We start from the raw sequence: 18,991 nt of genomic DNA on the forward strand, positions 1-18,991 counted from the left end.
AGGGTCGTGAAGTTGCAACCGATTATTAATCGGGGAGGTAGAATATACCGCATGCGAGTTGCCGAAAATGGCTGCTTGCTGCTTACAAAAATTGATTCTTGCAGTCATTTCAGAAAGGTCTTTTTTATGTCCGGCGCGATATGGCATCCTTGCCAATCGAAGACGCCTTCGCCTATTGCCATGCTTTCATCGCAACCGTCCCGCGGGGGGTGCGCATGAAAGCTCAGACGCTTTTCTGGCAACAGTGCACGCAGGCCGTCAACCAGGACGGATCGATCGATGCAGAGCATCTGATGGAGCTCGTGATCGCGACCTATCGCAGCCATGAAAGCGAATATGACGAAATCGAGCATAGCGCTGAGACGCTGCTCACCGAAAACCGCGAATTGAAGAACACGATCACTTCCACCACGCAGGCGCTTGCGGAACAACGCAAGCTCTTCGAAATCGTACTGAACAACCTGCCACTCGGCCTCAGCGTGTTCGATGCGGACCAGCGGCTGACCCTTTCCAACCTGCGCTTCCGCCAGCTCTTCGGCTTTACCGAAAGCGATGTCACACCCGGTACGGCGATTGCCGACCTGATGAGCAAAACGCGCGGCACGGAGCACGCCAACACCGGGACGCACCGCAAAAAGCGAGGCCAGGAAGCCTCTTCGAAGGCAGGGCGCATCCGCAGGCGCGAATGGATGATGGATGATGGCCGCATCATCCAGAGCGTCGTCACCATCCTTGCCGATGGCAGCAATATCGCCATCCATGCCGATATCACAGAAGACCGCAAGGCCGCCGAGCGCATCACCTATCTCGCACATCACGACCCGCTCACCGGCCTGCCGAACCGCATTCGCTTCCGCGAGCAGCTCGATGCCGCCCTTGCCGAGCGCAAGGACGATGAGCAGATCGCGCTCGTGCATCTCAATCTCGACCGGTTCAAGTCGATCAACAATACCCTGGGTGTGTCGGCCGGCGACAAGATCCTGCAGCAGGTCGCAGAGAGAATCCGCGCCTCGGCCGGCTCGGAAAATATCCTTGCTCGTCTCGGCTCGGACGAATTCGCGATCCTGCAGACGCACCGCCAGCAGCCGTGGAACATCACCGCCCTCGCCGACCAGATCCGCCGTGAGCTCAGCGAACCCTTCTTTCGCGGCGATAAGCAGGTGGAACTCACTGTTTCCATGGGCATTTCGATCGCCCCTGACGATGCCACCGAGACCGACAAGCTGCTGCGCAACGCGGCAGTCGCCCTTTCCCACGCCAAGGCGGACGGACGCCGCCACGAGCGCTTCTTCAGCGGCGAAATGGACGAGAAGATGCAGGCCCGCCATGCGCTGGAGGCCGATCTGCGCGCCGCCGTGCAGAACGAGGAATTCGAGCTTCACTACCAGCCGCTCTACGACCTGACGCAGCATCGCATCTGCGGCTTCGAGGCGCTGATCCGTTGGAATCATCCAGTGCGCGGCCGCGTCACGCCGATGGAATTCATCCCGCTTGCTGAAGAGGTCGGCCTCATCGTCGATATCGACCGTTGGGTTTTGCGCCGCGCCTGCAACGATGCAGCGCAATGGCCGGAAGATATCAAGATCGCCGTCAATGTCTCGGCTATCCAGTTCAGCAGCAGCGACCTGCCGCGGGATGTCAATGAAGCGCTTGCCGCCGCAGAACTCTCGCCGTCACGTCTCGAACTGGAGATCACCGAAAGCGTGCTGATGGAAAATCTCGATGAGGCCTTGCCGATCCTGCATGCGCTCAGGGAACGCGGCATTCGCATCTCCATGGACGATTTCGGAACCGGTTATTCGTCGCTGAGCTACCTTTCGAGTTTCCCCTTCGACAAGATCAAGATCGACAAGTCCTTCGTGAACGACATCGTCGAGAACAAGGAAGCGCATGCGATCATGCGTGCGATCATCCTGCTCGGCGATGCGCTCGGCATGCGCGTGACCGCGGAGGGCGTTGAAACCGCAGAGCAGATGGCGCTGCTCGAATACGAGGAATGCGACGAGATCCAGGGCTATTATATCAGCCCCCCGAAACCCTTTGGCGAAGTAGCCCGCATGCTTTCCATGCCGCCGAAGAAGAATGGCGGCGCTGCGCCGTTCGCCAAGCTCCGGTACTGATTTCGAAACATTGCGACTCGCTGTCCAAGCGGTTATCGACTGGATACGAACCCTTTGAAAACCGGTGACGACAATGTTCAAGGCCGAAGCCTTCTCTCCCCACGAGTCTCTGGCTGTGGAGCTCATTCCACATGCGACCGAGGGCGACGACGGGTCTCACGACCTCGCCCATATTCTGCGTGTCTTCCGCAATGCCATGCGCATCCACGCCGCGGAAGGCGGCAAGGGCCATGTGTTGGCCGCTGCCGTGCTGCTGCATGATTGCGTCGCCGTCGAGAAGAATTCGCCGTTGCGCGCCCAGGCCTCGGCGCTCGCCGCAGAAAAAGCTTCGCGGATATTGAAAGAGCTTGGATGGGGCGATGAGGATATCGCCGATGTCGCCCATGCTGTGACGGCGCACAGCTTCTCGGCGAATGTGCCGCCGGAAACGCTGGAAGCGAAGATCCTGCAGGATGCGGACAGGCTGGATGCCATCGGCATGGTCGGCGCGGCGCGCTGTTTCTATATTGCCGGGCGGCTCGGATCGGGACTCTACGATCCTTTCGATCCTGCCGCCGAGGGCCGTCCCCTCGACGACAAGCGTTATGCGATTGACCATTTCCAGACGAAGCTGTTCAAACTGGCGGATGGTTTCCAGACTCGGACCGGCCGTGAACTGGCAGCGGCCCGCGACAGGAGCCTGCGCGACTTCCTCGCGGCATTTATGGACGAAATCTAGGAGCCTATGATGCGTGTCAGCGATCTCTTCATCTACCCGCTCAAGAGCGCGCGCGGTATCGCCCTGCCCTCTACCGAGATCGATGCCTACGGTCTGCCCGGGGACCGGCGCGCCATGGTGACGGACGCGGACGGACATTTCATCACGCAACGCGAGCTGCCTGCGCTCGCCCGCATCGACGTGCAGCCCGAGGCCGGCGCTTTTCGGCTGCTGATGCAGGGCAAGCCGGAGATTGCCGTGCCGCCGCCGCATCCGGACCGGCGGCTCGACGTCATCGTCTGGAGATCAACCGTCAGCGCCGCGCTAGCCGACGACGACAGCAATGCCAGGCTTTCGGAATGGCTCGGTCGCGAAGTGAAGCTCGTCTTCTTCGACGGTCAGGCTCAACGAACGGCCAATGCCGAATGGGCAGGCGGAGACACGCCGGTGACCTTTTCAGACGGCTACCAGATCCTGGTGACGACGACTGGATCGCTGAAGGCACTGAACGCCGACCTCTCGGCCCATGCCGAAGGCGGCGTCGGAATGGAGCGCTTCCGGCCGAATGTCGTCATAGACACGGATGAAGCCTGGGCAGAGGACCGCTGGGCGGCAATCGAGATTGCCGGTATCCGCTTCGACCTCGTCAAGCCCTGCGCCCGTTGCATCATGACGACGCAGGACCAGTTGACGGGTTCACGCGAGGTGGCGAACCCCATGCCCGCCATGGGCCGCATCCGCATGTCGGGCGACCGGCGCGTGCCCGGCCCTCTTTTCGGCTGGAACGTCACCCCGCGTGGCACCGGCAGGGTCACGATCGGCGACCAGGTCAAGGTCATCGAGGCCCGGCCGGAGGGCTGGGCCTTCAAGGTTCGCGCCCGAGCATAGGCCTTGGCCTTTTCTGGCCTCAGACGCGGGCCAGCGCCGTGTCGATCTCCGCCATCACATCAGAAGGCAGCGGGCCCTTTTCCAGCGCGCCGGCATTTTCCTCGACCTGCGCAACCGTCCGGAAGCCAGGAATGGGCAGGGTGCGCGGCGAACGCGCCCAGAGCCAGGCGAGAGCGCCCTGGGTCAGCGTGCGTCCATCCGATATGAGAAGGCTGCGCACGGCATCGAGCCTTGCTGCGAATTCGGGCGCGATACGGCCATCTCTAAAATAGACCATCCATTCGAGTGCGGCACCGCGTACATCCTTGGCACCGACAGCCTTTTCCGGCGTGAACTTGCCTGTCAGCAGGCCCATGGCAAGCGGACCGCGATTGATGGAGATCAGATCGTTCCTTTCGACCACATCGATCATCTGAGGCACGGGCTCGAAGACGTTCATCGTATGCTGGATCGAGACGAAACCCGGCCGGCCGGCATGGCGGGCGGCGCGATCGGGAAAATCCGTGCTCCAGCCGATAGCGTCGATCTTGCCCTCCGCCCGCAGGGCCTGCAGCGTATCGAAGACTTCGTCGGACTGTTCCAGCGGAAAATCATTGAGATGGAATTGCAGGAGATCGAGACGCTCACGCTTCAGCCGGCGCAGCGACGTCTCGACGGACTGGCGGATGAAGGCCGGATCGGCAAAGGCGCCGGTCGCCTGCTTCGTCTCCGGATTGGTGGCAAAGCCGAATTTGGTGGCAATGACGATATCGGCGCGATTGCCGATCGCCTGTCCCAGGACCTCTTCCGAATGGCCGGCACCGTAGTTCGAGGCCGTATCGAAGAAGCGGATGCCAAGATCGATCGCACGGTTGATGGCTGCAATGGATTCATTATCGTCCACCTCGCCCCAGCCAAGTGGCGTCTCGCCGGCAAAGAACGGGCCGCCGATCGCCCAGCAGCCCATGCCGAGGCGGGGGATCTCCTGCCCGTTCCAGAGCTTGATGGTGGTCGATGTGTCGGGCTTCGTCAGCATGGCTTCCTCCTTGAGCGTTCGATCCAAGGAGAGATAGGGGCGCCACGCATAGGGGTAAACCGCCAAAATTGAAGACTGTTTTGCAGGGATGAAAAGCCGTCAGGCAGAAAGTTCATCCGGCCGGGAAAGCGTCCGCGGGGTCGGGTTCAGTGCCCTGAGTGCTGCCTGAACGAAGCCCTCACGCGCCGCCGAAGCCTCCAGACCACGCGGCTCGTAGACATGGCGGTGCAGAAAGAATCCAGTCAGACGGAATGCCGTCGTAAGGCCTTCAAGATCGGCTGCGTGGTTTTCTTGCGTACTCAGGAAAGGCGGCAAAAGCAGCATCTTGTCGGCCCAGGGTTCTCCGGCACTGCGGCTGACGGCACGGCCGGATTTCGGCGAGACATAGGCAAGATCGGCGCGGGTACCGGTCGCCGCACATTCCGAGAGGTCGAGGCCGAAACCGAGATCGTTCAGCACTGCGAGTTCGAAGCGGACGAAAAGCTCGCCGGCATCGGCGGGATTGTGGAGATGGTCGAGAATAACTTCCAGCGCCTCGAAGAGATGCGGGTGCGGATCGCGCTCCGGCAGCAGACGCAAGAGGGCGCCCATCGCCTGCACGCCATAGACGGCGGTTGCCGTCTCCATCAGCCGCGCGGCGCGCAGCTTCACCGGTTCGAGGCGGAATTCACCGAGATGTTCATCCAGCCGGGCACGCCAGGTGACTTCCACCTCGTTGCCGGGCTGCAGCACCGGCTGCATGGTCCGCGAGCGGCCGGAACGGACGAGACCGAGATGACGGCCGCGCTCACGCGTCATCACCTCGGCGATGACGCTCGTCTCGCCGTGGCGCTTGACGCCAAGAATGATCGCCTGGTCCTGCCATTGCATCGGAAAACCGTCCTTCAGTCTGCCGATTCATTCTAAAGCACGGCTAGAACTATGTCATTCCGCTGGCGATGGAAAAAGCTTCTGGAGGAAGTCGCGCATCGCATTCTCGTCGAAAGGCTTGACGAGAAGCGGCACGTCCTGAAGGTCTGTCGGGAAATCCTGTGTATCGGAATAGCCGCTGACGAAGCCGAAGGGAATATTGGCCTGCGACAGATCGCGCGCGAAATCGAAACTCAGCGCCTCACCCAGATTCACATCGAGAAGCGCGAAATCGTAATCTGCGACTTGGATTGCGTCCCTGGCCTGATCGAGGCTATTGGCGATATCGATGGTATCGGCGCCGACCAGGCGCAGAATATCCTCCGCCTCCATGGCGATGATCAGACTGTCTTCCAGGACCAGAACACGGGTTCTTGCGTTCATGATCTCCATGCCCCTCGTGAAGCGCAAGCATTGCAGCGCTTCGACCTTTTTGCAAACATCATTCCGTCGGTGCCCCGCCTGGACCGTTGAGGGTGGTTGCCCACCAGAACTGGATAGCCACATTTTCGCCTCCCGTCGATAAAACGAAAATCGGGGAAAGATGACGCAACTCTATTTTTTCCGGCATCGCTTTGCATTTAAAAAAGACATCAAGGCTGACCAATCCTAGCAGGAAACTCCAAAGCGTGTCGCGATCTTTCAGATTCGCTTGCCACGCTTCGAGGCTTTGCTTGACGCATGTCATTTTCGCAAAACCGCTGCACAGTTTTGCGCGACGTGCTTTAGATGAAAGGGCGCTTTCCTTCGCGCAACCCTTCCCAGCCCGCCACCTGCATCAGGCCTTCTCCGTCCAGCACATCACAGCCGCGCTCCTGCCAGCGGATGAGGCTTCGCGCGGCGAGCTTTTTTAGTGTCTTGTTGGTGTGAACGATCGAAAGGCCGAGTGTATCGGCGATGTGCTGCTGCGTGATCGGGATGACATTGCGGCCATTGAAAAGGCCGAATTTCCGTGCGCGTTCGAAGAGGAAGGCGATCAGATACGCGGCTCTTTCAAGCGCGGTGCGGCGTCCTATGCTCAACAGGTGTTCGTCGAGTATCCGTTCTTCCTGCGCCGCTATCCAGGTGATGTCGAAGGCCAGCGAAGCGTGCTTGTTATAGAGAGACATCAGCTTATCGCGCTCGAAGACGCAGAGCGTTACCGGCGATAAAGCCTCTACGGAGTGCTGCATCTCGCCCATGATCGTGCCCTGCAGACCGACCAGGTCGCCCGGCATGACGTAATTCAGGATCTGCCGGCGGCCATCCTCCAGCATCTTGTAACGGAAGCCCCAGCCGGAGAGCACGGTGAAGAGGTGGGCGCTATGAGCGCCTTCGACAAGGATGGTCGCCCCGGCATCGACGGCCAGTTCCCCCCTCTTGAACTTCGAGACGAATTCCAGTTCGTCACGGTCGAACTCCCGGAAATGCGGTAATGGCCGCAACGGACACTGCTCGCAGGGTGTCTTGAAGGAATGGGTAGGTTTTGCCGTCGCCATCTTGTCCCTGCCATCGCAAAAACCGGCGCTGCAGGGTGCAGCGCCGTTGGCAGGTCAATGCGCAGACAGGCCGATTTGTTCCTTGGAACAGGCAGCAATTTTTACACGGAAACAAGGAGCTGGAGCCCGCTTGCCGGTTTTCTTGTCACTTTGCTTTCCGCATGTTGTTATCACAAACCGCTGCACACTTTTGCGCGACATGCTGTTGCTTGCGCATGCCGTCATCGCAAAACCGCTGCACACTTTTGCGCGACATGCTTTAACGCGGGAAGTCGAGACCCATCTCACGGAAGCGTTCGGGATCATCGCCCCAGTTTTCGCGCACCTTGACGAACAGGAAGAGATGGACTGGCTGTTCAAGGATTTCAGACAGTTCACGGCGGGAGGCGGAAGAGATCGCCTTGATGGTTTCGCCGCCCTTGCCGAGTGCAATCTTCTTCTGGCTGTCGCGCTCGACATAGATGACCTGTTCGATGCGCACGGAGCCATCCTTGCGCTCTTCCCACTTTTCGGTCTCGACATGCGAGGAATAGGGAAGCTCCTGATGCAGGCGCAGGAACAGCTTTTCGCGGGTGATCTCGGCGGCAAGCTGGCGCATCGGCAGATCGGAGATCTGATCTTCCGGATAATACCAGGGGCCTTCCGGCAGGGTCTTTGCCAGATAATCCATGACGTCGTCGCAGCCGGAACCGTTTTCAGCCGAGATCATGAAGGTCTGCTCGAAGGCGATCTTCTCGTTTGCTGCAGCGGCAAGCGCCAGCAGGCTTTCGCGATTGACGCGATCGACCTTGTTGAGCGCAAGGAGCTTCGGTTGCGGAACATTCTTGAGACCTTCGAGGATCGCCTCTGCGTCGCCACGCAGGCCGCGCTCGCTATCGATCAGCAGCATGATGAAGTCGGCATCCTTGGCGCCGCCCCAGGCCGACGTCACCATGGCGCGATCGAGGCGCCGGCGCGGCTTGAAGATGCCGGGCGTATCCATGAAGACGATCTGCGCATTGTTGTGGATGGCAATGCCGCGCACGATGGCACGCGTCGTCTGCACCTTGTGGCTGACGATCGATACCTTGGCGCCAACGAGGCGGTTGACCAGCGTCGACTTGCCGGCATTGGTCGGTCCGATGAGGGCGACAAAGCCGGAATGCGTCGGACTGCTTTCGGCAGCGTTCTCGGCTGCCATTTCGTTTTCTTCTGTCATTGATCCCGTCAGTTTCCGGCAGACGTCGGCTGCCAAATGCCTTCGCGCTCGAGCATTTTCGTAGCGGCGACCTGTTCTGCGGCGCGTTTGGAGCGCTCTACTCCCGTTTCCGGTGTAACGCCAGCGACTTCTACAGTCACCCTGAAGCGCGGATCATGATCCGGTCCGCTGCGTTCCTCAACCCGGTAGACGGGCGTGACGCCAAATTTGGCGTGCGACCATTCCTGCAGCTCGGTTTTCGCGTCACGGCGGGCGCCATCGGCCCGCACGGCCCTGCCTTCCCAGTATCGCAGGATGAAACGACGGGCGACCTCCAGGCCGCCATCGAGATAGAGAGCGGCAATCAGGCTTTCGACGACATCGGCCCGCACGTTCATCATGCGCTTGCCGGTGAGTTTCTTCACGTCGGCGCCGGTGCGGATGTAAAGATGGAGATTGAGTTCGTCGGCAACCGCCGCGCAGGTTTCGGCGCTGACGAGCTGGTTCAACCGCACCGAAAGTTCGCCTTCCGCCGCAGTCCCGAACGTGCGGAACAGCAACTCGGCGATGCTGAGTCCGAGAACCCTGTCGCCGAGAAATTCAAGCCGCTCGTAATTGCCCTTGTCGGTACGCGCGCTGGCATGGGTCAGCGCGCGGTCCAGACGTTCCTTTTCGGCAAATTCATGCCCGATCAGGGTTTCAAGCTTTGCGCGGTCCGCCGCTGAGAGCGTCTGCGCCTTGCTCATTCAACAACCTTGAAGAGGCGGTCCCAGCGCATATTGGTCGGCCATTTCCAGATTTCGCGGAAGGACGTGTCGTTGCCGAGCGAGAAGAAGATGACGCTGGCGCGGCCGACGAGATTTTCCGCGGGGACGAAGCCGACATCGAAGCGGCTGTCGAGCGAGTTGTCGCGGTTATCGCCCATCATGAAGTAATGGCCTTCCGGAACGATGAACTCGCGGGTGTTGTCGCCGCGCGAGACCGGCGACTGATCGAGCGTGTCGTAAGTCTTGCCAGTGTCCAGCGTCTCGCGGAATACCGGCACGTCCTGGCCCGGATCGAGCTTATAATCGGAGTTGAAGGTGCCATCGGGCACCTTCGGAACCGGCTTGCCGTTGATGTAGAGAATGCCGTCAGTAACCTGGATATGATCGCCCGGCAGGCCGACGACGCGCTTGATGTAATCGACATCGGGATTCGGCGGAAAACGGAAGACGACGATGTCGCCACGCTTCGGATCGGAACCCAAAATGCGTCCGCTGAAAATGTCAGGCGAGAAAGGCAGCGAATATTTCGAATAGCCGTAAGCAAACTTGTTGACGAAGATATAGTCACCGACCAGCAGTGTCGGCATCATCGAGCCCGAGGGAATGGTAAAGGGCTGGAACAATACAGTCCTGATAACCATCGCCAGGATCAGAGCCTGGATGATGACCTTGATATTTTCCCAGAGGGCGTTCGGCTTGGCTTCGACTTTTTCGGACACGCAGTCTTATTCCTTCAAGACGCCATAAAGGCGCATTTCGTTCTGATGTTCTCTCTAGCGGCTTCGGCCGATGGCGGCAATAACGACGGCATTAAAAGCGACGAGAGGTCGCTATCATACGGCATCGGGCAGCGCTTCGATGATCACAAAAGCCTGAGCCAAGGGATAATCATCGGTTATTGTCAAATGAATGGCGGCCTTGTGACCTGCCGGCAGCAGAGCCTGCAGAACGGTTGCGGCACCACCCGTCAGCTGCATCGTCGGCTTGCCGCTCGGCAGGTTGACGACGCCCATATCCTTCCAGAAAACGCCCTGCGAAAGCCCCGTGCCGAGCGCCTTGGAACAAGCCTCCTTGGCGGCAAAACGCTTGGCGTAGGATTCGGCGCGGTTGGCGCGGCGATCCGAGCGAGCGCGCTCGACCTCGGTGAAACAGCGATGCGTGAAGCGGTCACCGAAACGCTCGATGGATTTCTCCACGCGTCTGATGTCGATGAGGTCGCTGCCAATGCCGATGATCATGCGAAAAGCCTTTCGGAATGATTCTGCTTCGGGCTCAGACGGTCGGCAGATCGGCGGCGGGATCGGCGATCCGAAGCCGCGCACGCTCCATCAGCCGGGCGCGTCGGCGCGCCTGAAAACCCCGGACGGTGTAGAATGTCAGCACATAAAGCGCAACCGAAGTAACGGTCGCGGGCGGGATGGCGCCGATCAGCATCGGCTCCAGCACCGGCTTCCAGAGTTCAGTGAAATGCAGTTTCTGAAACAGCTCGGCGAGATTGATCGACTGCCCGTCCATCTGGTCCTGCCGGCTGAGCAGCAGGTGACCGACTTCCCAGGTGATGCCCCAGATAAACGGATAGGTCAGCGGATTGCCGAAAGCCGCACAGCCAAGGGCTGCCGCCACCATATTCCCCGACAGGAAATAGGTGATGACGAAGGCCATGATGAAATGCACGCCGATAAAGGGTGTCCACGAAACGAAGACACCCGCAGCGACGCCGACCGCAACGGCATGCGGCGAGGCAGTCAGGCGCAGGACGCGCATCATGAGATATCTTGGCGGGCGCAGAAAACCCTTGCGAGGCCATACGAGCTCTCGCAGCTTTTCCATAAATCCCGCAGGTTTGCGACGACGAAACAACATGGCCGGTATTTAGTGCAGCGCACATGACCATGACAAGAGCGGCAAATGGAACCGCTTAACAAACAGGCCGTCTATTCTTCTTTTCTTTCGAGGGGCGTGGATCATGCATAACGCCCCCTTCCTTGCGTCAAGTATATCTCAGCGATTAGCGGCTGCGGAAGATGCCGCGATCGACCTGGCGCTGACGATATTCAAGATCGATACGGTCATGCGAGCCATTAAGATAGGCCATTTCACGTTCCTGAGCGGTCGGAGCGCGAAGAGCGCGGGCGAACTTTCTGATCGGTTCAAACATTGCTTTACCTCATCTTCGTTTCATTTCTTGATGACCAGAAGATAGTCGTCGCAACGGTTAATTACCACCACTGTAACCTGAGCACAGCCATGCGCAATGTGCATGGCTTGCCATTTCGATGTGCCCATCAGACCATTAAATGGTCACAAAATGTGCAAACCGCAATTCTGTCGAGGGTAATAATTTAACAAAATCCTACTCATAGAGACGCCGGATCGTCGCAATGCAGTCGAGATCCTTGAGTTGAGCAAGAAGCTGATTGAGCTGACGCAGGTCCCAGACCTCCACCTCCAGCACCATTTCGGTGAAGTCTGTTGCCGCACGCACAGTATTCAACATGCGAATGTTGACGTCGAGGCTTGCCACCGTCTGCGCCACCTTGGCGAGCGTACCGGGCTCGTTCAGCGCGTTGACCATGATGCGGGCCATGAAGCGGGACTTGTTGGCCTCGTCCAGATCCCAGCGCACGTCGATCCAGCGGTCCGGCTGATCGTCGAAGCGCTGCAGTGCCGGCGACTGGATGGGATAGATGGTGATGCCCTTGCCCTTATCCATGATGCCGACGATGCGATCACCTGGCACGGCACCGGTCGGCGAGAACTTGACGTCGACATTGCCTGATAGACCACGGATCGGCACGATATCGGGATCGCTCTCGGTGGAGGCGCGTTCGCCATCGAGATGGGTCTTGGTCTTGCCGGGGATCTTGAAGATCATGCCGGCGGCACTGCGAACGTTGAACCAGCCCTCGTCGCCGGCCGGCTTGACCGTAACACGCTCGTCCTGATGATCGGGATAGACGGCGCGCAGCACGTCGAGCGAGGACATCTCGCCGCGGCCAACGGCGGCGATCGCATCTTCCACGTCCTTCTGCCCCAGACGGTGCAGGGCCGGCTTCATGGCTTCGCGCGAGAAAATCTTGCCGGCACGTTCGAAGGTGCGCTCGAGGATGCGATGGCCAAGACCGGCATATTGCTTGCGGATCGCCACACGCGTCGCGCGCCTGATGGCGGCGCGCGCCTTGCCTGTCACGACAATCTCTTCCCAGGCGGCCGGCGGCACCTGCACGCCGGAGCGGATGATCTCCACCTCGTCGCCATTGTTGAGGCGGGTGACGAGCGGCATGATGCGGCCGTTGATCTTGGCGCCGACAGTCGTGTCGCCAATATTCGTGTGGACGGCATAGGCGAAGTCGATCGGCGTTGCGCCGCGCGGCAGCGCGATCAGCTTGCCCTTTGGCGTGAAACAGAAAACCTGGTCCTGAAACAGCTCCAGCTTGGTATGTTCGAGGAACTCTTCAGGGCTGTCGCCTTCCGCCAGCGCCTCGATCGTATGCCTGAGCCAGGAATAGGCATTGCTTTCGCGCGACAGGATATCGCCATCGGCATTGGTGGCGCCGTCCTTATAGAGCGTATGGGCGGCGATGCCGAACTCGGCGATCTCATGCATGCGCTTGGTGCGGATCTGCAGCTCGATACGCTGCATCGACGGGCCGACGATCGTCGTGTGCAGCGACCGGTAGTCATTCTGCTTCGGCGTCGAGATGTAGTCCTTGAAGCGGCCGGGCACGACGCGCCAGCGCGTATGGACGATACCGAGCGCCCGGTAGCAGGAGGGAATATCCTCAACGATGATGCGGAAACCGTAGACATCCGAAAGCTGCTCGAAGGAGAGCGACTTCGACTGCATCTTGCGGAACACCGAATAGGGTTTCTTCTGCCGGCCCTTGACATAGGCAGCCGTCAGCCCGCTCGCAATCAGGAGGTCGCGCAGTTCGGCTTCGATCTTCTTGACCAGCCCTTCATTGCGCTTCGACAATTCCTCGAGGCGCTTGGTGACGGTCTCGTAGGCCTCCGGGTTCATGTGCCGGAAGGACAGCTCCTCCAGTTCCTCGCGCATGTCCTGCATGCCCATGCGGCCGGCAAGCGGCGCATAGATTTCCATCGTCTCTTCGGAAATGCGGGCGCGCTTCTCCTGCGACATGTGATCGAGGGTGCGCATGTTGTGGAGGCGGTCGGCAAGCTTGACCAGCAGGACACGCACGTCATCGGAAATGGCAAGCAACAGCTTACGCAGATTTTCCGCCTGCTTGGCCTTCTTGGTCACGAGGTCGAGCTTCTTGATCTTCGTCAGACCTTCGACCAGGCGGCCGATATCCTCGCCGAAGAGCTCGTCGATCTCGGCGCGAGTCGCCGTGGTATCCTCGATCGTGTCATGCAGGAGGGCGACTGCGATCGTCGATTCATCGAGATGCATGTCGGTCAGGATGGCGGCCACTTCGAGCGGATGCGAGATATAGGGATCGCCGCTCGCCCGCTTCTGCTGCCCATGCTTCTGCATGGCATAGACATAGGCTTTGTTCAGCAGAGCTTCGTTGGCATCGGGCTTGTATTTCTGAACCCGCTCGACGAGCTCGTACTGCCGCATCATTCCAAAGCCACTCCAATAAAATAAAAGGGCGCCAATCGCAGACTGGCGCACACATGGGCAATATTATGCCTAAGCCTTACAGGCGCAAGATTGATGATTGGTAATCGTCGATCTTTTGCCGCGCAGGAAGCCCCGGCCGTTCAGAGGCCAGGGACGCGCTTAGTAATCGTCGCTCTTTTCCGGCGGGACGAGGCCTTCGATGCCGGCCAGAAGCTCTTCTTCCGACATCTGGTCGAAGGTGATCGTTTCCGGCACATCGTCCTGCTCTTCGCCATCGGCGGCGGCCGTCGTACCGGCTGCGATCAGGCTTGCCGGATCGGGCTCCGGCTCGTCCACTTCCACATGCTTCTGCAGCGAGTGGATCAGGTCTTCCTTCAGATCATCGGGCGACAAGGTCTCATCAGCGATTTCGCGCAGAGCCACAACCGGATTCTTGTCGTTGTCGCGATCGATCGTGATCGATGCACCCTGGGAAATCAGCCGGGCGCGGTGGCTGGCGAGCAGAACCAGCTCGAAGCGGTTCTCCACCTTGTCAATGCAATCTTCTACTGTGACACGGGCCATTGCCTGTCCTTTGCGGTCGTCTTTTCAGGATTAAAACGCCCGATACAATTAAAACCGGGCAAATTCAAGTTTTTCGTTAGGGTCCCCTCGCCTTTATCCGTAGCCGGTCCAAATTTCCATGCACAATATGACATTTCCACCGGGGGTTGCTTGGAATATCGCGAATCGTGCCCTAAATCTTTCATATATGAATAATTCATAAAGTATGAAACAGCTCTACGCCACATCCACAAGCCGCTGTTTTTATTGGCCTTGGTGGCTTATGGATTTCGATTACTCTCTTTGGATTGGTAAGCGATGTTTGACCCACGCGAGAAAATTGCACTATTCATAGACGGCGCCAATCTTTACGCTGCATCCAAGAGTCTCGGCTTCGATATCGATTACCGCAAGCTATTGAAAGCATTTCAGAAACGTGGATATCTGCTGCGCGCTTACTACTATACCGCGCTGATCGAAGACCAGGAATATTCCTCGATCCGTCCACTGATCGATTGGCTCGATTATAACGGCTACAAGGTCGTGACCAAGCCTGCCAAGGAGTTTACCGACTCCATGGGACGCCGCAAGATCAAGGGCAACATGGATATCGAGCTCGCGATCGATGCCATGGAACAGTCCGAAACGGTCGACCATCTCGTCATCTTCTCCGGCGACGGCGATTTCACCAATCTGGTCGAAGCGCTGCAACGCAAGGGACGCAAGGTTTCGGTCATTTCGACCATGTCGACCCAGCCGCCAATGATCGCAGACGACCTTCGTCGTCAGGCCGACCACTTCATCGATCTTCTGTCGCTGAAAGCCGAGATCGGCCGCGATCCTTCCGAACGTCCTCCGCGTCCCGCCGAAGTGGCGCCGGCCAGCGATTTCGAAGACTAAAGCGCGTTGCGATCTCTAGGATTCGCTTGCCACGCTTTGGTCTTTCGTTTTCGCATGTCGTTAGCTCAAAACCGCTGCACACTTTTGCGCGACATGCTTTAAGCCTTCATTCACGAATTGCAGAATGCCGCAGGCAAATGATCAGCCGTTGTCTTTCAACAGACGGCTCTTTTGCCTGTTCCAATCGCGCTCCTTCTCGGACTCGCGCTTGTCATGCAGCTTCTTGCCCTTCGCGAGCGCCAGCTCGATCTTGGCGCGGCCTTGATCGTTGAAGTAGATCTTCATCGGGATCAGCGTCATGCCTTCGCGATTGATACCCGCGCGCAAACGGTTGATCTCACGCCCGGACAAGAGCAGCTTGCGGCGACGACGCGGCTCATGGTTGAAGCGGTTCGCCTGCAGATATTCCGGCAGATAGGAATTTATCAGCCAGATCTCGCCATCCTCGTCGGAAGCGTAGGATTCGGCGATATTTGCCTTACCTTCGCGCAATGACTTGACCTCGGTGCCCATCAGCACCAAGCCCGCCTCATAGGTATCGATGATCTCGTAGTTGAAGCGAGCCTTGCGGTTTTCCGCAACGACCTTCTTCACGATACGCTGGCTGCCTTTGGGGGCCATAACGATAATTCCATTTGAGGGGCGCGAATGCCGCGCCCTCATTTCCTGTCATCTATGTAAGAGAGCGGCCCGGTCTTGTGAAGACAGGCCGGTTTGCAGCCTCAGTTGAGCAGACCGGCGTGACGCATGGCAGCATCGATCGCCGCCTCCGTCGAGGGTTCCAGCGAGGACATCAGCGGAGAGCGAACAGTGCGGCTCATACGGCCGAGCTTCGCGAGGCCGTATTTCGCGCCACAGACGCCCGGCTCCATGAAGACAGCCTTGTGCAGCGGCATCAGCCGGTCCTGCAGCTCCAGCGCCTTGGCATAGTCACCTGCAATCGTCGCTGCCTGGAACTCTGCGCAGAGGCGCGGCGCGATATTGGCTGTGACGGAGATACAGCCGACGCCGCCATGAGCGTTGAAGCCGAGAGCGGTCGCATCCTCGCCGGAAAGCTGACGGAACTCCTTACCGCAGGTGATGCGCTGCTCGGAGACGCGCTCGATCTTACCCGTCGCATCCTTGACGCCGACGATGTTCCTATGGGTTTTGGCAAGCGCCCCCATCGTCTCCGGCGTCATGTCGACCACCGAGCGGCCGGGGATGTTGTAGATGTAGATCGGCAGGTCAACGGCTTCGGCGATCGCCGAATAATGGGCGATCAGGCCCTTTTGAGTCGGCTTGTTGTAATAGGGCGTGACGACGAGCACCGCGTCGGCGCCGACCTTCTCGGCATGCTGGGCAAGCTCGATCGCTTCGCGCGTATTGTTCGAGCCGGCGCCGGCCATGACAGGCACGCGTTTGCCCGCAACTTCGATGCAGAGTTCCACCACCCGTTTGTGCTCGGCATGCGACAGCGTCGGCGACTCACCGGTCGTGCCGACCGGAACGAGGCCCTTGCTGCCCTCCCCGATCTGCCACGCGACATGAGCGGCGAAGCTGTCTTCGTCGATCAGTCCGGCATCGGTGAAGGGGGTTACGAGCGCGGGGATGGACCCATTGAACATGCAAAGCTCCTCACGGCCGATATCCTTGCTTCAGCCGCATTCCATGAATAAGAGTTGCGCACCATAGAGCGGCAAAATGGCTGCGACAAGCGCGCATAAGTCGGATAGGGCAAATTCCGATAGCAAATGTGAATGAATTTTACCTGTTATGGTAAGGTTTCGTTAAGATGCCTCCAGCCAAATGGAAGGGCATGTTTTCGTTGCGAGTCATACGGATGAAGAGAGCCGTTCTGATCCTGTCCGCCTTCGGCCTGGTGGCCGCGGCCTGGGGCAGCGCCGCATCGCCGCTCCCCGGCGAGGGCGCCCCCGCGCCGGCCGTCAAGCCGCTGGGCTTCGTGCCGGAGACATCATCCTTCCCCGAGGCGATTACGACCGGCGCCATTCCGCGCAATTCGGCGATCGCGCCTGTCAGCAGCGATCTGAAGGCGGGTCTCGATGCGCTCTCCAACAAGGATCCGCAGCAGGCGCTCGCCATCCGCAATACGATGGCGACAGGAACACTCGACCGCCATATCCTGACTTGGGCAATCGCGACTTCCGGGCTGAAGGGCGTTCCCTCCTATGAGATAGCCAGTGCTTCGGACGAGCTGAAAGGTTGGCCGGGTCTCGAGCGGCTCCGCGACAATTCCGAGCGCGCACTCTATGACGAGAATCCCGCTCCTGCTGCCGTGCTGAACGCCTTCGGTGATACCGCGCCCGAGACGTGGCAGGGTGCGATCATCATGTCGCGCGCGCTTGTAGCAACCGGCAAATCTGCGCAGGCGGCGAAATATATCGGCAAGATCTGGCGCGGACAGGCGCTCGACAAGGCGACCGAAGACAAAATCCTGGCCGAATTTGCCGGCGTGCTGACCGCTGCCGACCACAAGACGCGGATGGACTACCTGATGTATCGCGGCCGCGTGGCACAGGCCAAGCGCTTCGGCGACATGGGCCAGGCGCAATCGCTCTACAAGGCATGGGCTGCCGTCGACAACAATGCGGGCAATGCCGGCGCATTGCTGACCGCGATCGACGCAAAATGGCGCAGCGATCCCGGCTTTCTGTTCGCGCGCATCGAATATCTGCGCAAGCAGGACAAGTATCTCGACGCCGCCAAACTGCTGCAGCAGATACCGCGCGACCGGACTGAACTGATGAATTCGGGCGAATGGTGGAACGAGCAGCGGATCGTCAGCCGCGGTCTCGTCGACCAGGGCCAGTTCAAGACAGCCTACCAGATCGTTGCCGCCTCCGTTGCGACGGTGCCGACCGATATCGTCGAAGCGCAGTTCCATGCCGGCTGGTATGCGCTGCGAGGATTGCAGGACCCGACGACGGCCGAGACACATTTCCGCAAGATCCTGCAGGTTTCGAACGGCCCGCTCTCTGTTTCTCGCGCCTGGTATTGGCTCGGGCGTTCAGCGGAAGCCGGCGGCCCGGGCAAGGCCAGCGAGTTTTTCGCCAAGGCCGCGAATTTTCCGGGCACATTCTACGGGCAGCTGGCAGCTGAGCGGCTTGGGCGGAAGACCTTGAACGTCACCTATCCGTCGCCGACACCAGCCGACCGCCAGAATCTCCAGCAACGCGAAGCCGTGCAGGCGATCGGACGGCTGGAGACCGCAGGTCATGGCTGGCGTGCGGCAGCGATTTACCTGGCCCTTGCCGACCAGCTGCAGAGCCCCGGGGAGCTCGCGATCCTGACGGCCAGGGCCGAGCAGGCGGGAGACCATCATCTTTCGCTGCAGATCGGCAAGATCGCCTATGGGCGAGGCATCGATGTCGCGGCGCTGGCCTTCCCGGTCGGCGTCATTCCCGCCAACGCCAATATTTCCGGCTCGGGCAAGGCGCTCGCCTATGCGATCGCCCGGCAGGAAAGCGCTTTCAACCCGGCGGCCGTTTCCGCAGCCAATGCCCGCGGTCTGCTGCAACTTCTGCCTGGGACGGCCCAGGCCGTCGCCAAGCGGCACAGCATCACCTATTCCAAGGACAAGCTCACAGCCGATGCCGGCTACAACGCGACGCTCGGCGCGCATTATCTCGGCGAGCAGATCGAAGCTTTCGGCGGCTCCTATATCCTGACCTTCATCGCCTATAATGCCGGACCGAAGCGCGTGCCGGAATGGATCGGCCGCTATGGCGATCCGCGCGGCAAACCGGTCGACGAGATCGTCGACTGGATCGAGCGCATCCCCTTCCCCGAAACGCGCAACTACGTGCAGAGGGTGATGGAGAATTACGAGGTCTATAAGGCTCGACTGGGTCAGTCCCCTGATATCGAGCGCGACCTCATCGGCGGTCGCGGCGCGACCTAAGCTCGCCT

The 18,991-nt window shown here is 59.6% G+C and carries 20 protein-coding genes; 5 read left to right on the forward strand and 15 right to left on the reverse strand.

Going from position 1 to position 18,991, the window contains the following annotated elements; all coding sequences use genetic code 11:
• The first annotated feature begins 215 nt into the window (after positions 1-215).
• The 3 genes from AC1DUP_RS12940 (at position 216) to AC1DUP_RS12950 (ending at position 3,705) form a co-directional block, all read left to right on the forward strand.
• Positions 216-2,120: a putative bifunctional diguanylate cyclase/phosphodiesterase gene (locus AC1DUP_RS12940; protein ID WP_477832840.1), complete on the forward strand. Its 1,905-nt coding sequence runs from the start codon at positions 216-218 to the stop codon at positions 2,118-2,120.
• 73 nt (positions 2,121-2,193) lie between these two features.
• Positions 2,194-2,838, forward strand: coding sequence for an HD domain-containing protein (locus tag AC1DUP_RS12945; RefSeq protein WP_477832841.1), 645 nt, complete (start codon positions 2,194-2,196; stop codon positions 2,836-2,838).
• Between the two features lie 9 nt (positions 2,839-2,847).
• Entirely contained in the window at positions 2,848-3,705 is an 858-nt protein-coding gene (locus tag AC1DUP_RS12950) for an MOSC domain-containing protein (protein ID WP_477832842.1), read from the forward strand.
• 19 nt (positions 3,706-3,724) lie between these two features.
• Here the strand turns inward: AC1DUP_RS12950 and AC1DUP_RS12955 are convergent, their stop codons facing one another.
• The 13 genes from AC1DUP_RS12955 to rpoZ form a co-directional block, all read right to left on the reverse strand.
• Complete coding sequence (locus AC1DUP_RS12955; RefSeq protein ID WP_477832843.1) at positions 3,725-4,720, reverse strand: aldo/keto reductase; 996 nt, start codon at positions 4,718-4,720, stop codon at positions 3,725-3,727.
• Between the two features lie 99 nt (positions 4,721-4,819).
• The gene (recO, locus tag AC1DUP_RS12960) at positions 4,820-5,590 is read right to left on the reverse strand and encodes a DNA repair protein RecO (RefSeq protein WP_477832844.1); all 771 of its coding nucleotides are present in this window, start codon (positions 5,588-5,590) and stop codon (positions 4,820-4,822) included.
• Positions 5,591-5,644: 54 nt separating this feature from the next.
• Positions 5,645-6,013, reverse strand: a complete 369-nt coding sequence (locus AC1DUP_RS12965; RefSeq protein ID WP_477832845.1) for a response regulator — start codon at positions 6,011-6,013, stop codon at positions 5,645-5,647.
• Positions 6,014-6,071: 58 nt separating this feature from the next.
• Complete coding sequence (locus AC1DUP_RS12970; RefSeq protein WP_113295194.1) at positions 6,072-6,317, reverse strand: hypothetical protein; 246 nt, start codon at positions 6,315-6,317, stop codon at positions 6,072-6,074.
• 37 nt (positions 6,318-6,354) lie between these two features.
• Complete coding sequence (locus AC1DUP_RS12975) at positions 6,355-7,107, reverse strand: Crp/Fnr family transcriptional regulator (protein ID WP_113295193.1); 753 nt, start codon at positions 7,105-7,107, stop codon at positions 6,355-6,357.
• Positions 7,108-7,366: 259 nt separating this feature from the next.
• A complete protein-coding gene (era, locus tag AC1DUP_RS12980) occupies positions 7,367-8,305 on the reverse strand; it encodes a GTPase Era (protein ID WP_113295192.1) in 939 nt (312 codons plus the stop codon).
• Between the two features lie 8 nt (positions 8,306-8,313).
• Complete coding sequence (rnc, locus tag AC1DUP_RS12985; RefSeq protein WP_113295191.1) at positions 8,314-9,030, reverse strand: ribonuclease III; 717 nt, start codon at positions 9,028-9,030, stop codon at positions 8,314-8,316.
• Positions 9,027-9,770, reverse strand: a complete 744-nt coding sequence (gene lepB / locus AC1DUP_RS12990) for a signal peptidase I (RefSeq protein ID WP_113295190.1) — start codon at positions 9,768-9,770, stop codon at positions 9,027-9,029. The genes rnc and lepB overlap by 4 nt, the downstream gene beginning before the upstream one ends.
• Before the next feature lie 114 nt (positions 9,771-9,884).
• Positions 9,885-10,289 carry a holo-ACP synthase gene (gene acpS / locus AC1DUP_RS12995; RefSeq protein WP_113295189.1) on the reverse strand — a complete coding sequence of 135 codons (405 nt, stop codon included), beginning with the start codon at positions 10,287-10,289 and terminating at the stop codon, positions 9,885-9,887.
• Between the two features lie 34 nt (positions 10,290-10,323).
• Entirely contained in the window at positions 10,324-10,914 is a 591-nt protein-coding gene (locus AC1DUP_RS13000; protein WP_113295188.1) for a DUF2062 domain-containing protein, read from the reverse strand.
• 145 nt (positions 10,915-11,059) lie between these two features.
• Positions 11,060-11,209 (reverse strand): DUF3563 family protein, encoded by a 150-nt coding sequence (locus tag AC1DUP_RS13005; protein ID WP_113295187.1) that lies wholly within the window; start codon positions 11,207-11,209, stop codon positions 11,060-11,062.
• 195 nt (positions 11,210-11,404) lie between these two features.
• Positions 11,405-13,639 (reverse strand): RelA/SpoT family protein, encoded by a 2,235-nt coding sequence (locus AC1DUP_RS13010; RefSeq protein WP_115035421.1) that lies wholly within the window; start codon positions 13,637-13,639, stop codon positions 11,405-11,407.
• Between the two features lie 159 nt (positions 13,640-13,798).
• Positions 13,799-14,203 carry a DNA-directed RNA polymerase subunit omega gene (gene rpoZ / locus AC1DUP_RS13015; protein WP_113295185.1) on the reverse strand — a complete coding sequence of 135 codons (405 nt, stop codon included), beginning with the start codon at positions 14,201-14,203 and terminating at the stop codon, positions 13,799-13,801.
• Positions 14,204-14,500: 297 nt separating this feature from the next.
• Between rpoZ and AC1DUP_RS13020 the strand changes: the two genes are divergently transcribed.
• Positions 14,501-15,082, forward strand: a complete 582-nt coding sequence (locus tag AC1DUP_RS13020; RefSeq protein WP_007820126.1) for a LabA-like NYN domain-containing protein — start codon at positions 14,501-14,503, stop codon at positions 15,080-15,082.
• Between the two features lie 141 nt (positions 15,083-15,223).
• Here AC1DUP_RS13020 and smpB read toward each other — a convergent pair whose 3' ends face one another.
• Together smpB and dapA are read right to left on the reverse strand one after the other, a co-directional pair.
• The gene (gene smpB, locus AC1DUP_RS13025; RefSeq protein ID WP_007820124.1) at positions 15,224-15,703 is read right to left on the reverse strand and encodes an SsrA-binding protein SmpB; all 480 of its coding nucleotides are present in this window, start codon (positions 15,701-15,703) and stop codon (positions 15,224-15,226) included.
• Between the two features lie 101 nt (positions 15,704-15,804).
• Positions 15,805-16,689: a 4-hydroxy-tetrahydrodipicolinate synthase gene (dapA, locus tag AC1DUP_RS13030; protein WP_113295184.1), complete on the reverse strand. Its 885-nt coding sequence runs from the start codon at positions 16,687-16,689 to the stop codon at positions 15,805-15,807.
• Between the two features lie 215 nt (positions 16,690-16,904).
• Between dapA and AC1DUP_RS13035 the strand changes: the two genes are divergently transcribed.
• Positions 16,905-18,983, forward strand: coding sequence for a lytic transglycosylase domain-containing protein (locus AC1DUP_RS13035; protein ID WP_477832846.1), 2,079 nt, complete (start codon positions 16,905-16,907; stop codon positions 18,981-18,983).
• Positions 18,984-18,991: the final 8 nt, after the last annotated feature.

This window comes from Rhizobium sp. 01L419, assembly GCF_056400025.1.

Bases quoted from the DNA above. Each gene is read 5' to 3' on its own strand.
- AC1DUP_RS12940 (WP_477832840.1), top strand. From the start codon at position 216: ATGAAAGCTCAGACGCTTTTCTGGCAACAGTGCACGCAGGCCGTCAAC.
- AC1DUP_RS12945 (WP_477832841.1), top strand. From the start codon at position 2,194: ATGTTCAAGGCCGAAGCCTTCTCTCCCCACGAGTCTCTGGCTGTGGAG.
- AC1DUP_RS12950 (WP_477832842.1), top strand. From the start codon at position 2,848: ATGCGTGTCAGCGATCTCTTCATCTACCCGCTCAAGAGCGCGCGCGGT.
- AC1DUP_RS12955 (WP_477832843.1), bottom strand. From the start codon at position 4,720: ATGCTGACGAAGCCCGACACATCGACCACCATCAAGCTCTGGAACGGG.
- recO (WP_477832844.1), bottom strand. From the start codon at position 5,590: ATGCAATGGCAGGACCAGGCGATCATTCTTGGCGTCAAGCGCCACGGC.
- AC1DUP_RS12965 (WP_477832845.1), bottom strand. From the start codon at position 6,013: ATGAACGCAAGAACCCGTGTTCTGGTCCTGGAAGACAGTCTGATCATC.
- AC1DUP_RS12970 (WP_113295194.1), bottom strand. From the start codon at position 6,317: ATGACATGCGTCAAGCAAAGCCTCGAAGCGTGGCAAGCGAATCTGAAA.
- AC1DUP_RS12975 (WP_113295193.1), bottom strand. From the start codon at position 7,107: ATGGCGACGGCAAAACCTACCCATTCCTTCAAGACACCCTGCGAGCAG.
- era (WP_113295192.1), bottom strand. From the start codon at position 8,305: ATGACAGAAGAAAACGAAATGGCAGCCGAGAACGCTGCCGAAAGCAGT.
- rnc (WP_113295191.1), bottom strand. From the start codon at position 9,030: ATGAGCAAGGCGCAGACGCTCTCAGCGGCGGACCGCGCAAAGCTTGAA.
- acpS (WP_113295189.1), bottom strand. From the start codon at position 10,289: ATGATCATCGGCATTGGCAGCGACCTCATCGACATCAGACGCGTGGAG.
- AC1DUP_RS13000 (WP_113295188.1), bottom strand. From the start codon at position 10,914: ATGTTGTTTCGTCGTCGCAAACCTGCGGGATTTATGGAAAAGCTGCGA.
- AC1DUP_RS13005 (WP_113295187.1), bottom strand. From the start codon at position 11,209: ATGTTTGAACCGATCAGAAAGTTCGCCCGCGCTCTTCGCGCTCCGACC.
- AC1DUP_RS13010 (WP_115035421.1), bottom strand. From the start codon at position 13,639: ATGATGCGGCAGTACGAGCTCGTCGAGCGGGTTCAGAAATACAAGCCC.
- rpoZ (WP_113295185.1), bottom strand. From the start codon at position 14,203: ATGGCCCGTGTCACAGTAGAAGATTGCATTGACAAGGTGGAGAACCGC.
- AC1DUP_RS13020 (WP_007820126.1), top strand. From the start codon at position 14,501: ATGTTTGACCCACGCGAGAAAATTGCACTATTCATAGACGGCGCCAAT.
- smpB (WP_007820124.1), bottom strand. From the start codon at position 15,703: ATGGCCCCCAAAGGCAGCCAGCGTATCGTGAAGAAGGTCGTTGCGGAA.
- dapA (WP_113295184.1), bottom strand. From the start codon at position 16,689: ATGTTCAATGGGTCCATCCCCGCGCTCGTAACCCCCTTCACCGATGCC.
- AC1DUP_RS13035 (WP_477832846.1), top strand. From the start codon at position 16,905: ATGAAGAGAGCCGTTCTGATCCTGTCCGCCTTCGGCCTGGTGGCCGCG.